General features: G+C 65.1%; 10 protein-coding genes and 1 other RNA gene. 4 read left to right on the top strand and 7 right to left on the bottom strand.

The annotated features are described in order from the left end of the window. The first annotated feature begins 138 nt into the window (after nucleotides 1-138). Entirely contained in the window at nucleotides 139-1,335 is a 1,197-nt protein-coding gene (locus ACZYGA_RS03150; RefSeq protein ID WP_404625817.1) for an MFS transporter, read from the top strand. Between the two features lie 101 nt (nucleotides 1,336-1,436). On the opposite strand, the gene ACZYGA_RS03145 is transcribed toward ACZYGA_RS03150, so the two are convergent. The 4 genes from ACZYGA_RS03145 to ACZYGA_RS03130 form a co-directional block, all read right to left on the bottom strand. Then, nucleotides 1,437-1,787, bottom strand: a complete 351-nt coding sequence (locus tag ACZYGA_RS03145; protein WP_084207957.1) for a YqjK-like family protein — start codon at nucleotides 1,785-1,787, stop codon at nucleotides 1,437-1,439. 36 nt (nucleotides 1,788-1,823) lie between these two features. Then, entirely contained in the window at nucleotides 1,824-2,246 is a 423-nt protein-coding gene (locus ACZYGA_RS03140; protein ID WP_043333873.1) for a phage holin family protein, read from the bottom strand. Beyond that, nucleotides 2,246-2,587, bottom strand: coding sequence for an ElaB/YgaM/YqjD family protein (locus tag ACZYGA_RS03135; protein ID WP_065392495.1), 342 nt, complete (start codon nucleotides 2,585-2,587; stop codon nucleotides 2,246-2,248). The genes ACZYGA_RS03140 and ACZYGA_RS03135 overlap by 1 nt, the downstream gene beginning before the upstream one ends. 381 nt (nucleotides 2,588-2,968) lie before the next feature. After that, nucleotides 2,969-4,114, bottom strand: coding sequence for a phospholipase A (locus ACZYGA_RS03130; protein ID WP_240499659.1), 1,146 nt, complete (start codon nucleotides 4,112-4,114; stop codon nucleotides 2,969-2,971). Between the two features lie 276 nt (nucleotides 4,115-4,390). Here ACZYGA_RS03130 and mscK point away from each other — a divergent pair, with 276 nt between their 5' ends. Further along, nucleotides 4,391-7,927, top strand: coding sequence for a mechanosensitive channel MscK (gene mscK, locus ACZYGA_RS03125; protein ID WP_404625814.1), 3,537 nt, complete (start codon nucleotides 4,391-4,393; stop codon nucleotides 7,925-7,927). Here mscK and ACZYGA_RS03120 read toward each other — a convergent pair. Genes ACZYGA_RS03120 through ACZYGA_RS03110 form a run of 3 tightly spaced genes read right to left on the bottom strand, consistent with a single transcriptional unit; the run spans nucleotide 7,924 to nucleotide 11,626 of the window. Then, nucleotides 7,924-9,195, bottom strand: coding sequence for an ABC transporter substrate-binding protein (locus ACZYGA_RS03120; RefSeq protein WP_404625812.1), 1,272 nt, complete (start codon nucleotides 9,193-9,195; stop codon nucleotides 7,924-7,926). The genes mscK and ACZYGA_RS03120 overlap by 4 nt on opposite strands. Then, nucleotides 9,189-10,856, bottom strand: coding sequence for a sensor histidine kinase (locus tag ACZYGA_RS03115; RefSeq protein ID WP_404625810.1), 1,668 nt, complete (start codon nucleotides 10,854-10,856; stop codon nucleotides 9,189-9,191). The genes ACZYGA_RS03120 and ACZYGA_RS03115 overlap by 7 nt, the downstream gene beginning before the upstream one ends. Further along, nucleotides 10,853-11,626: a response regulator gene (locus tag ACZYGA_RS03110; protein ID WP_404625808.1), complete on the bottom strand. Its 774-nt coding sequence runs from the start codon at nucleotides 11,624-11,626 to the stop codon at nucleotides 10,853-10,855. Before ACZYGA_RS03110 ends, ACZYGA_RS03115 begins: the two co-directional genes overlap by 4 nt. A gap of 196 nt (nucleotides 11,627-11,822) precedes the next feature. Here ACZYGA_RS03110 and ACZYGA_RS03105 point away from each other — a divergent pair, with 196 nt between their 5' ends. Both ACZYGA_RS03105 and ffs read left to right on the top strand, forming a co-directional pair. Next, on the top strand, nucleotides 11,823-12,884 hold the full coding sequence (locus ACZYGA_RS03105; RefSeq protein WP_404625806.1) for an AbrB family transcriptional regulator: 1,062 nt from the start codon (nucleotides 11,823-11,825) through the stop codon (nucleotides 12,882-12,884). A 130-nt stretch (nucleotides 12,885-13,014) separates the two neighbouring features. After that, nucleotides 13,015-13,111: signal recognition particle sRNA small type (ffs, locus tag ACZYGA_RS03100), an RNA gene on the top strand. The last annotated feature ends 290 nt before the right edge of the window (nucleotides 13,112-13,401 follow it).

The raw sequence follows: 13,401 nt of genomic DNA, 5'->3' as shown, positions 1-13,401 counted from the left end.
ATTAGTCTGGGGACCTGCCAAGCCTCCCTCCGTCAGCTTTCTTCCTCTCGCGCCCTCCCGGCTTTCGTGTCTCACAAGCCAGGAGGGCGCGGCGAGGCAGTGGCTGGCAAGAGGGCCCTGTTTCCGAGTGGAGCCGATATGACGACATCAACTTCCCGAGGTATCGCGCAGGATACGCGCGATACCTCTCGATCACTTTCTGGCGGCGGGCGTTTCACGCTGCTGGCGGTCGCCTGCCTGACCATCATGGTGGGTACCGTGGTGGCACCGGGGCTTCTGAATATCGCGGCCGCCTTGCAGGTGGAGAGCCATGCCAGCTGGCTGATCACCCTGCCGTCGCTGGGTGCGGTGCTGTTTGCGCCTATCGCCGGACGCATGATCGACCGCCTCGGGGCCTATCGCGCGCTGACTGGCGGGCTGTTCCTGTATGGTCTGCTGGGGGCGGGCGGGGCACTGCTGGAAGGCACCGTCGCCGTGTTCGCCGATCGTATCCTGCTGGGGGGCGTCACCGCGGTCGTGATGGCGGGAGGCACCACGCTGATCTCCGAGTGGTATCACGGCCATGCGCGACTCAAGATGATTGCCCAGCAGGGCATGTCCATCGAACTTGGCGGCGTGATCTTCCTGTTCGTCAGTGGCGTGCTGGCAGGCATCGCCTGGCAGCTGCCTTTCCTGCTCTACCTGCTGGCCTGGTTGCTGCTGGCCATGCTGTGGATGATGGTGCCCAGGCAGTCACCTGCAGCCCCTGATGAAACGGTTGGCAAGTCGGGCCAGCCGGTGCTGTCCGCTTCGCTCACCAGTGTCTATCTGGCGGCGGCCATGGCCATGACGCTGTTCTTCACCGCCATCGTCATGCTGCCCAAGCGCCTGAACCTGCTGGGGCTGAACGAGGCCTCGACCGGCATCTTCCTGGCGGCGATCTCGATGGTCGCGGTGGTGGCGGCGATGTGGATGCCGAAGGTCTCACGTGCCTTGCGCGAGATGCCGACGCTGGCACTGGCCTTCGTGCTGTATGCCGCCAGCCTGTTCGTCTTCCAGCAGGCCGAGAACATGGGGGTGATGAGCGCGGGTGCCGTGCTGGCCGGGATGGGCTTCGGCTTCTCGATTCCGCTGCTCAACCACATGACGGTGGAGCGCAGCCACGCACTGGTGCGTGGACGCAATCTCGCCTACCTGACGATGGCGATCTTCCTGGGCCAGTTCCTGACCTCCTTCCTGGAGTTCCTGCCCGGCGATGGCCGCCATGTCTTCGGTTTTGGCGCCGTGCTGGGCCTGATCTTCGCGGCTCTCTATCTGGGCATCTATCTGCTCAAGCGCGACAGTCGCGGCGCCTGAGTCATCCCGGGCAACGCCTGCCCGCTGCATATCGAGACGTGCGACGAAAAAAGCCCCGCGACCTGAGTGCCAGGTGGCGGGGCTTTCGGTATGTATCGTGATCACTTGTCGAACAGTATTCTCAGGCGGCGAATCATCACCCAGCCCATCAGGCCGCGCTTGATCAGGCTCAGGCCCTTCTTTGGCCGGAAACCTCCCCGCGCGGCAATCAGGCCGCCCACCAGCACCAACGGGCCACGGTATTGCTGCACCTTGGCCCAGCCACGGTCGATGGGGGCGGTTGCCTCCTTGAGGTCACGCATCGCATGACTGACGTCGAGGCGCTGCTGGCTGATGCGTGCTTCGAGTTCCGCACGCCTGGCATCGCGCGAATGCGCTTGCCGGCGACCGTTCCCCCCTGAGGGGGGCAGTGCCGGCTCACGCTGCGCGAGGGACTGTCTGGAAGAACTCATCTCGCCTCCTTTACAGGGGCTGGCAGGCGGGGGGCATCAGAGGTTTTCGCGTTGGCGCTGGCGTTCCAGTGCGTCGGCGCGGACGTCCTTGAGGCTGTCGCTGTCGCGGCTCAGATTGCTGAGCGTCGAGCGCAGCAGGCTGCGTTGGGAAGCGATCACCTTGACCCGCCAGGCGATCAATCCGCCCAGTGCCAGCAGGATACCGCCGCTCAAGGCGATGGCCAGCAGGCGATGGGTATCCCAGAAGGCCACGACCACCAGCAGGATCGCCAGGCCGATACCGAAGCAGATCAGCATCAGGGCGATACCTGACAGCAGCAGCATCACGAACAAGCGTTCGCGTTCCTCCTCGAGCTCCAGCACGGCGAGACGCAGACGCGTCTCGCCACTCTCCACCAGGCTCGCGGTCAGACGACGGATGGCGCCAAGTACGCGTTCAACCGGCCCTTGCTCCTGCATCAGCGACGGCCAAGCAGCATGCCGATGACGACACCGGCGGCAGCGCCGATACCGACACTGGTCCACGGGTTGTCGTGCACGTAGCGGTCAGCGCAGTCCGCGGATTCACGCGCGCTGGCGGCCAGACGGTCACCCTGGGCACTCAGTCGGGCACGAGTGGCTTCCAGGCGGGTCTGGGCGCGGGCACGCGCTTCCTTCATGCTCTCGCGGGAGTCCTCGGCCGAGGCGTGCAGCAGTTCCTCGACGGTCTGGGAGAGATGACGCAGGTCTTCCTTCAGCTGCTCGGTGTTGGCACCGGTGGCTGAATTGGCTGTGGTCGTATGATCACCGATTTTCTGCATGGCCATGTTGTGTCTCCTTCCCGTGTGTCGAATCAGATTTCGTGAATTGTGAGCGCCAGATGGCGCGCATGACTCTCGAACTCAGTCTTCCCTGGGGCGCCGCTGGCGGCAGGGCATGACCTTTTCAGGTCGCAGCGATTCCTGCCTGGCTGCGTCTTTTCTGGTCATGAACAAATCCTTGGGGCCACCGGGAACAAACACAAGGGCTGGCAATGCCTGGATGATGATATCGGGGGAGCCGAGGCGCATTCGTTGATCTGGATCAGGGAGGATGAATCCTGTCTGCACGGCCTGAAACGACGCAACGGGCAGCCTGGGCTGCCCGTTGCGTGGCGAGGGGATCATGGCTCGGCGGCCCGTGAGAGGCGCGCTGGCCGAAGATCAGGTCTCTGGCAGGCCGGCGAAGAAGGTGTTGATCGAGAAGCCCAGCCCCAGGCGGTTCACGCTGTGGTCGTAGTCGATGAGGCTCTCGCCATAGCCGTGGTAGTACTGCACGTAGCCGCGCACCTTGCCGAACAGCGGGAAGGAGTAATCCAGCTGGTTGCCGAAATTGCCCTTGGAGGGGTTGCCGCGCACCATCCAGGTGAACTCGTGCTGATCTGCGGTATAGCCCACGGTGATGTCGCCGTAGCCGATGTAGTTGTAGAGGTCCGGATTGTCGTCCTCATCGGACTCCTCGGGCACGCGCCAATGCGGCGTGATCGCCACGGCCCAGTCGCCATTCTGGAACATCATGTCGGCATAGACCCGGTTCCAGCTGCGCGACAGCGGGTCGGAACGCCCGTTGGACTGATGGGCGAAACCGATGCGATTGCGCGTGTTGGTCCAGCCCAGCAGTTCATAGCGATTGTCGAACTGAAGGAAGGCTTCCGGCTCGTAGTTGGTCTCGCGGAACGGTGCCGAGGCATCGGAATTGTAGGCCTGCCACCAGCTGCGCTGGGTATAGGCGAAGTACAGGTCGCCATTGTCATCGAAGATGTCATTCACCAGCCCGACCTTGAGACTGAGCTGGTACTTCACCTCGGTGTTGTCCACCTCGCCTTCACGGGTCACCTGGGCGAAGCTGCTCTCATTCGGGGTCGAGTTGTAGGCCCAGGGCAGCAGATAGTTGCGCTTGTAGGCGGTGATGGCCAGGGGATTGCTCTCGGCATCGTCCTCGAGCACCACCCGCTCCTCGGCACGTTTCTGAGCCAGGCTGTCCTGCCCCTGACTCTCCTGACCTTCCACGGTGGCAGGGGCGTCATCACTCGCCGCCAGCTCTGCGCCGCCACGTGCGGGTTGCGTATAGATCGGCGTGCGACGTGGATCGCTCTTGCGTGCCCCTGCACGCGCCTGGGCCGGAGTCATCCCCAGTTCTCGGGGCGTGAAGCGCTGGCCATTGGCCAGTACCACGCGGCCCTGGCTGTCCATGGTGTAGGGCACGTCTGCGCTGGCCAGTGGGGCGCAGGTCAGCAGCGCTGACGCCAGCATTCCGGACAGGCATGCCGCGACTGGCCGAGAGCCGGTGGAGGTAGGGCAGAGAAGCATGGAAATATCCTGTCTGTAACACCGCAAGAGACGAGCAGCGCATTATGGGGCAACGATCATGACAAGTCTGCCATTCTACTGGCTGGCAGGCGTGGGGTGCCAGCTGGCAACTGACGACACCTCTGTCGCCTGCCGCTCACATCCCCATGGTGCGCTTGGCGGGGAGGTGTCGGAGCGATTGCGCCTGACTGAGGCTCAGTTGACAATGCAGGCATCGTGGACCCCGAGAGGTCTGCCTCTGGTAACGATGCGGGTGAGGAGATGGATGTGTCAGGCATGAATTCCCTGAGAGCGACGACGCGATGGATCGTGATGATGCTTGTCGTGCTGCTGTGCGCCTTGCCCGGCATGGCACAGGCCGTCGTGGAGCGCAGCGATGTGCAGGGCCAGCTGGAGGACCTGCAGAGCGTCGAGAAGCCTGACGTGGAGACACGCCAGCGGATCGCGGATCTCAAGGAAACCCTGACGGTACTCGATGATCTCGGTGAGGCCAACAGCAACCTCAAGGACATCAAGGCCGAGGTGAAGACGGCGCCGGGTGATCTGGCCGAGGCCCAGGCAGCGCTGGCGAGTCTGCCTCGCGACAGCACCAGTCAGCTCGACGAAGCGAGTCTCGCCGAGGAATCGGTGGAGGCATTGGATGCGCGCATGACGCGTATCCTGGACGAGCTCCAGAGCCTGCAGGACAAGCTCGCGAGTACCAATCGGCGCCTCATCAATGCCCAGAGTCTGCCGGAGCGCTCTCGTTCGACCCTGGCGGATGCCCAGCAGCAGGTGCAGCGCCTGCAGACCCAGCTCTCCGGCAGCGACAGCCAGGCACTGACCGGCACGGGGCGAGACCTGCTGGAGGCGCGTCTGGCCCTGGCCGAGGCACGTGGCGAGCTCAGTCATACCGAGCTCAACTCCAGTTCGCAGCTGCGAGAGCTGGCGCAGGTACGCAAGACGCTCTACAGCCGGCGTATCGAGACTCTCGAGCAGGACCTCAAGGTGGTGCAGAGCCTGGTCAACGCCAAGCGGCGAGACCAGTCCGAGCAGACCATCGCGGAGGCCACCAGCGGCGAGAATGCCGAGCTGGCCAGCAACCCCATCTTCCAGCAGGTCTTGAGTCGCAACCGTGAACTCAGCAGCCAGCTGCTGGCGATCACGGATCGCGTCAACGCCGTGATCCGCGATGGTCTCGAGGTGCGCACCCAGCTGGATCGCGTCACCCAGGTCGAGCGCACCATGAGCGAGCAGATCGAGGCCATCAAGGGCAGCGTGCTGCTGGCTCGTATCCTGCGTGAGCAACAGAGCCATCTGCCCAAGGTCGACGTGCGTCAGGACCTGAAGGAAGAGATCGCCGATCTGCGCCTCAAGCAGTTCGAACTCAACAAGGTGCGCGAACAGCTCGCGGACATTCCGCACTATCTGCAAAGCGAAGTGCTGAGCGAAAGCGCCGCGCTGGAGCGCCCCGGCGGCAACGCCGATGCCCAGACGGTCAGCTCCGAGCTGCGTCAGGCGCTGACTCGCCAGCTGGAGGCCCGCAAGGAGCTGGTCGACAAGCTCGACAAGGAATATGACAGCCTGCTGGCGCGCGCCATTGATCTGCAGCTCAACCAGCAGCAGTTGCTCGAAGTCTCCGGACGCCTGCGCCAGACCATCGAGGAGCAGCTCTTCTGGGTCGCCAATGGCAAGCCACTGGACCTGGACTGGCTGTCGCGTACTCCACAAATGCTGGCGGACGAGCTCAAGCCCACCGTATGGCGCGGCGTGGTGGCGGGGCTGTCCAAGGGCTTCCAGCTCAATGATCTGTGGGTGGCGCTGCCGGGGCTGCTGTTGCTGATCTTCATCACCTGGAAGCGCTCGCACATCCGATCGCGCCTGGCGGACCTGCATGCCCAGATAGGCCGCCTCAAGCAGGACACCCAGCTGCACACTCCGCGGGCGATCCTGCTCAACGTGATGCTGGCGATCCCCGGTGCACTCGCGCTGGCACTGATCGGCAGCGTGCTGTCGCTGGGGGAGGGCGTCATGCTGTGGGCGCTGGGCCAGGCGCTGCTCAAGCTGGCGCTGGCATGGGGGATCTTCGCCATCTTCCGGCGCCTGCTGGTCAAGGACGGCGTGGCCGAGCGTCACTTCCAGTGGCCCGCCAACTACGTGGCCGAGCTGCGCCGCCATCTGTGGTGGCTGGGCTGCGCGCTGCTGCCGGTCATCCTGACCACCAACATCATCAGCGAGGCGGATCTCAATCTGCTGGAGCGCCCGCTGGGTCTGCTGATCCTGTTCTCGGGGCTATGCGCGATGAGCTTCTGTCTCTCGCGGTTGATCCTGGCGCATGTGCCGTTCTTCGGTCTCAAGCTGTTCCGCCTGATTCTGGGGCTGGCCATGGCCATGGTGCCGGTGGCGCTGGGCGTGCTGATCTGCCTGGGGTATGAGTACACGGCACTGCGCCTCAGTGGTCGCTTCATCACCACGCTGTTCCTGTTCGGTGCCTGGATTCTGGTCGAGGCCACCGTGGTGCGCGGGCTGGCAGTCGCGGCGCGCCGTCTGGCGTATCGACGTGCCGTGGCGCGTCGGCGAGCCCAGGTGCAGGAAGGCGCGGAGGGCGGCGTCGAGGTGGTCGAGGAGCCGCCGCTGGACATGGAGCAGGTCAACTCCCAGTCGTTGCGTCTGTCGAAGCTGATTCTGGTCATCAGCTTCATGTTCATCTTCTATCTGGTCTGGGCGGATCTGCTCAATGTGCTCAGCTACCTGGACAGCGTCGTGGTCTGGGAGATCGCTGCCTCGGCCGAGGGAGATTCCGCGACCCCCATCTCGCTGGCGGATCTGATCGCGGCGCTGGTCACTCTCGGAGTCGCGGTGATGATGGCGCGCAACCTGCCGGGCCTGCTGGAGGTCTCGATCCTGTCGCGGCTCGAACTCAAGCAGGGGTCGAGCTATGCCATCACCTCGCTGCTGTCCTACGTGATCATGGCGACGGGCTTCGTGATGACACTGGGCAGCATGGGCGTCAGCTGGGACAAGTTGCAGTGGCTGGTGGCGGCGTTGAGTGTCGGCCTGGGCTTCGGTCTGCAGGAGATCTTCGCCAACTTCATCTCGGGTCTGATCATCCTGTTCGAGCGCCCGGTACGCATCGGCGACACCATCACCATCGGCAATCTGCACGGGACGGTCAGTCGTATCCGTATCCGTGCCACCACGGTGACGGATTTCGACCGCAAGGAGATCATCATTCCCAACAAGGTGTTCGTGACCGACCAGCTGATCAACTGGTCACTCTCGGACAACGTGACGCGGGTGGTGCTCAACTTCGGCGTCGCCCATGGCAGTGATCTGGATCTGGCGCACCGCCTGCTGATGCAGGCTGCCCAGGAGAACAGGCGGGTGCTCAAGGACCCGGAGCCTCTGGTGTTCTGTCTGAGCTACAACAAGGACAACTTCGGCTTCGAGCTGCGCATCTACGTCAACGACCTTACTGACCGCCTGTATGCGACAGACGAGATCAATCGCTGGGTCGATGCACGCTTCCGCGAGAACGGTCTCAAGGTGGCCTTCCAGCAGATGGATGTCTGGCTGCATCGTCAGGATGGCACCGAGCGTCTCATCGAGCAGCGAGCGGCCACGGGCGAGCCGCTCAGAGCGGCCAGCGGCTCGCCGGAAAGCGTTGGAGCCGAGACGGGAGACGCACCGTCAAGCAGCGAGCACCGTGAGGGTGGCGCCTTGATCGCTCGTCGCAAGCCGACCACCGGCGTGGGCGGCCGTGAAGATGCCGGGTTGCGCGAATCCGCGCCCGACGCGACGGACGGCGACGGGGGAGATGGCGGCGGCCGCTAGTCGTCGAGCGTTGCCGGTGAGGCCGGTGTTGCTTGAGTCTCAGGCGCAGGCCCGGTTTCAGACTCAGAGTCAGGCTCAGAGCCAGACCTGGGCCCGGGCGCCGGGGCCCGAAACTCCAGCGCCCAGCGGCTCAGGAAGCTGGCCTGCTTGAGCCTGTCGAGGGTGGCGAGCAGGCCGGGGCCTATCTCGATGGGGCGCAGCGCGTTGCCGAGACGTTCACGCAGATCACGCGCGCTGCCGTCACCGCTCACCTCGGGATGCAATGCGCCCAGATCGCTGTCACTGGCCACCGCCTGTTGGCCCTCAAGACTCAACCACCAGTCCAGAAATGCCTCGCCGGCATCACCATGCGCTGCCTGGCGCGGCACGAACGCCAGTCGGCGCTGAATCAGCACGTAGTCTTCCGGCACGATCACCAGCAGCTCAGGGTGCGCGCGGGCAAAGGAGATGGCATAGGGCCCGACCAGGTTGTAGGCGATATCCACCTCGCCGTTGGCCAGTGCCTCGAGCATGGCGCCGGTGGTGGTCACCAGCCGTGCATCGGCCTGACCCATGGCGCGCACCAGTGTCCAGTAGCGAGGCGACTGACGGGCATCGGAGACGGCATAGGTGAAGCCGGAGCCGCTGCGACGCGGGTCGTAGGTGATCACGCGACCGCGCAGCAGCTCCCGGCGTGTCTCCAGCAGGTGCCAGAGATCCCGATGACTGCGCAGGGCATCGCGAGGGTCGCGCAGTCCTTCGCTGTCGGCCAGACGCTTCAGCGCATCGCGGCGCGCCACCATCACGATGGGCTCGAAGCTCATGGCGAACAGCTCATTGCGCCAGCGTGAGCTCTCGGGCCAGCCTGTCAGGTTCGCGGCTTGCAGCGGGCGTGCATGGCCGCCATTGGCCAGACGGTACTGCAGGCCCATGGCCGAGGAGATCATCAGGTCGGCCCGAGGTGTCAGGGGGGCGGCCAGATAGCGGGCTTCCAGCGCCAGCGCGGAGCGATTGACGTAATGCAGCAGCATCCCGGGGTGTTCGCGGCTGTAACGTTGCAGCAGCGGACGAATCTCGGGCAGATCCAGCGCTGCATGGATCACCAGATCCGCCTCTTCCCCGGACTGGACGGCCTGCGCGGCCACGGGCTCTCCTGCCTTGAGCCAGAGTGCCTGATGCTCATCGAGTTGCGGGTCGAAGCTCGCGGTGTCCTGTGCCGAGCACAACGACGCGATGGCCAGCCCGACGACGGTGAGCACGGCGGCCCAGCAGCGGTGCGTTCTCAACATGCATCCCCCTTGGGGCCGGTCGATGCCTCGCGTGAGGCTGGGGCAGTGGCGGTCACGGGAGGCGGGCAGGGCAGCAGGTGAAAGCTCACGCGCAGTCCCGGCCGAGCGCCATCAGCGGGGACAGGGTCGGAGGCCTCCAATGACAGCCGGGCATCGTGGTGGCGGGCAATGCCATCGACGATGGCAAGCCCGAGCCCTGCGCCACTCTGCTCGGGTGTCTGGCCGCCTGAGGAATCGGACATCGGCTGGGCGGCCGGGTGCTGGTCTGCCCGGGCATGGCGATGAAAGGGGCGCAGCACCAGCAGACGCCGCTCCGGCGTGATGCCCGGGCCATCATCCTCGACGCTCAGGCGTAGACGGCCTGGCGTGGCCGATTCACGTGCCGCGTTTTCTCCGCTGGCGGGTATCGCGTGCTCGCGGCTCAGCGTCACGGTCACTACCCGCGCGCCATGCTTGCAGGCGTTGTCGATCAGGTTGGCCAGCGCCTCCTGCAGTTGCCAGTCCACACCCGGCGTCCAGGCGGCATGGTCGATGTCCGGCGCGATCTCGAGGCCGAGATCCACACCGGCGCGATCACAGCGCAGGAAATGACGGCTGACCGTGTCGCGCACCAGGCTCGAGAGCTCCAGCGGCACCCGAGGAGGTTGCACTTCCGGATTGTTGAGGCGTGTCAGCGACAGCAGCTGATTGGCCAGGTGGGCGGTGTGACTGGCGGTGGCCTGCATCTGTGCCAGTGCCGCGTGCCAGGCGCTCGGGTCCTGCTGGCGCAGGGCCAGCTCGGCATGCGCGGAGAGACCGGCCAGGGGCGTGCGCAACTGATGGGAGGCATCGCCGATGAAGCGCTCCTGATTGGCACGGACCCGGCGCATGCGGGACAGCAGCTCATTGAGGGCATGCTTGAGTTCCTCAAGCTCGCGCGGCAGCGTCAGTTGCAAGGCCGCCAGGCTGCGCGGGTCGCGTTCGCGGATGGCTCGCCGCAGCCGCGTGAGGGGCGCAAGCGCCATGCGCACGCCCACCAGCACTACCATCAGGGCCAGAATGGCCATGCCTGCCAGGCGCACCAGCGAGCCACGGTACAGCTCCTGGGTCAGCGCATCGCGCCCTTCGCGGGTATGGGCGACACGAATGCTGAAGCGTTGGCCATGACGCGGGTCATCACCCCAACCACCGAGGCGGGTATCGAGCGTGCCCAGGCGCAGTGCCTGCCCCTGCCAGGCGATGTCGCGAAAGGCCAGTTCGCCACTGCGTCCCGCCATCTCGTCCCGCGTGCCATGCGCGCCGGCCTCGCTTCGTGCATCGGGCAGCCGCGTGTTGCCCGTGACCTGCTCGCCATCGGCGTCCACCAGGCTGTAGAAGACCCGCTCCTGGGCATCGGTGGCCAGCATTTCCAGGGCTGCCGGCGGCAGGTCGAGCCATAGCTGACCATCCTGCCATTTGACCTGCTCGGCGATGGTCACCAGCGAGGCTTCCAGCAGACGATCATAGGCGCGGTCCGCGGCTTCACGCGCGGACAGGAAGGCCTGCACCAGCAACAGGGTACCCAGGGCCAGCAGCGGGATCAGCAGCCAGCTCAGCAGACGACGATAGAGACTGACGGGCTGTTGGGCATCGCGTGGTGGCTGTGGGGATGCCGTGGCCTGGTGAGAGTCGAGCGCGCTCAAGGAGTCCGGCTCTCCGCCGGGGCCTGTTCCAGCAGATAGCCGAGGCCGCGAATGGTGCGCAGACTGACGTCGCTGCCGTCCAAGCGCTTGCGCAGGCGGTGGACATAGACCTCGATGGCGTTGTCGCCGACCGCCTCCTGCTCGCCGAAGGCCTCGCGGGTCAGGCGGGCCTTGTCCACCGGCTCACCGGCGTGCTGGATCAGGCAGCCAAGCAGACGCTGCTCGCGCGGGGGCAGTGACAGCGGTGCCTCGGCCAGCAGGAAGCGACCATTCAGCGGCTCGAAGGCCAGACTGCCCACCACCAGTCGCTGTTCGAGCGCCCGGCTCTGATGCGTGGCCTGGCTGGCCTGATGATTGGCATGACGACGCAGCAGAGCACGCACGCGGGCTTCCAGTTCATCGAGCACGAAGGGTTTGGCGAGGTAGTCGTCGGCACCGAGATCCAGTCCGCGTACGCGATCCTCGATGGCACCGCGGGCGGTGAGAATCAGGACCGGGGTATGGCGATCGTGCTCACGCAGGGCGGCCAGTATCTCGAGCCCAGAGGCGCCGGGCAGGTTGAGATCCAGCACGACCAGCGCGAAGCCGTGCGGCTGTCCTGGCGAGAGTCGCGCCAGCGCCGCGCTGCCATCGGCCAGGTGCGTGACGTCGAGTCCCTCGCTGATGAAGACACTGTGCAGGGTACTGGAGAGCAGCGCGTCGTCCTCCACCAGCAGCAGTGACGGCGTCTGTCGGGAAGGTGTGGAAGGTGTCGATTGCGTGGGGGTCATCCGGGCTCCGGGAGATGCACGGTATTCCCGTTCAGGTGGCTGCCGAAGGCACCACGATTCACGGTAGGATCATCAGGGCAACAAGCCATGTGGCTAGCGTACCATCACAGGCTCCCCTCGTGCCGCTGACAAGGATGTCGGAATGTCACTCATCTCGTTCGCGCGCGCTGTCAGACAGCGCTTCAGGACTCCATCCGTGGATAACGATCAGTGGAAATCGCTGGCGGTCTCGCTGGCGCTGGGCGTGGCGGGAGGCAGCCTCTTCCAGCTGACCGGCATGCCGCTGGCGTGGATGCTGGGGCCGCTGGTCGCCAATCTGCTCGGTGCCATGGCCGGGCTGACACTCGCCGTGCCGGAGCGATTGCGCAGCCTGTTTCTCGGGGTGCTGGGTCTGACGTTGGGAGCGCGAGTGTCGCCGGAGCTGGTCTCGCATTTTGCCAGCTGGTGGCTGTCGGGGACATTGCTGTTGCTCGGCGTGCTGGCCTCGACACTGGCCTGTGCCGCCTGGTATCGACGCTGCGGCTTCGATGCCACCAGTGCCTGGTTCGCCTCGGTGCCCGGGGTGCTGACGGCGATGGTGATCATCGGGGAGCGCAGTGGCGGCGATGCCCAGCGTATCGCGGTGGCCCAGTCGCTGCGCGTGCTGCTGGTGATACTCATCCTGCCGCCGCTCTACTGGCTGCTGGAGGGAGGCGGTGGAGCGGACGGGGCAGGCGACCCGCTGGTGAGCGGGCTGTGGCTGGTACTGACGCTGCCATTGCTGTTGCCTCTGGGCAGGCGCCTGCGCTTGCCGAATGCCGCGTTGCTGGGGCCATTGCTGGTGGCGATGGCGTTGACATTGGCCGAGGTGGTGCGCTTTGCGCCCCCGATATGGGGGACGGACGTGATGCAGCTGGTGCTGGGCTGCGCCATCGGGGCACGTTTCAAGGGGCTGTCGCCCGCCAGACTGGCGGGGCTGATGGGGCAATCGGGTGTCGCGACACTGATCGCGCTTGCGGTACTGGGTGGCTTCGCCGAAGTGATCCATCAGGCAATGGGCGTGCCGCGCGATGTGGCCTTTCTGGCATTGGCACCGGGCGGTATCGGCGAGATGGCGCTGCTGGCGGTGGCGCTGGATCTCGATCCCGTCTTCGTCGCCTTTCATCACCTTCTGCGCATGATCGTATTGATGCTGGCGCTACCGCTGATGGTGCGCCATTTCCGGAGGCGTGCGCCGGTACCTGACGGCGAGGCGTGCGATGAGAGGAAGGGGGATTGAGGCGCTGCGACATCCCCCTCTTGTGAGGGCGGCAACACGCTGTTATAGTGTGCGCCTTGATCACGCCAAGTGCTTGAAGTTCAAGCGATTGGCTCGGTAGTTCACCGATTGATCATGTCTGTGGTGGCCCTGTTGGTCCTCCCGCAATGCTAGGCTGCAAACCCCGCCAGGCCCGGAAGGGAGCAACGGTAGTGGCTGACGCGTGTGCCGGGATGTGGCTGATGGGGCCGCCTCCATTTCAGGGCAGCAAAGATCCGCATGCCTGAAATGCCTCGTCTACGTGTTCCCCCGCAAGTCCCCTGATCGACTCCTTCGTATGTTGCCATGCCCTGTCGGGCGTCTTGTCGTGTCCGTCTTGTGCCTTTGGCTTCCCTGTTCGGCGCTTATGTTCAATATCCGCGTCCAGCACCCGCGTTCGGCGCTTATGTTCAACACCCGCGTTCGGCATCTATGACCAACACCCGTGTGCGATCCTCATGCTTGATCATCATGTTCGACTGTCATGTTCCGCCGTCGG

The organism is Cobetia sp. BL01 (assembly GCF_056493605.1).
The sequence above is the reverse complement of the archived record's forward strand: the minus strand, read 5'-3'. Positions and strand labels throughout refer to the sequence as shown.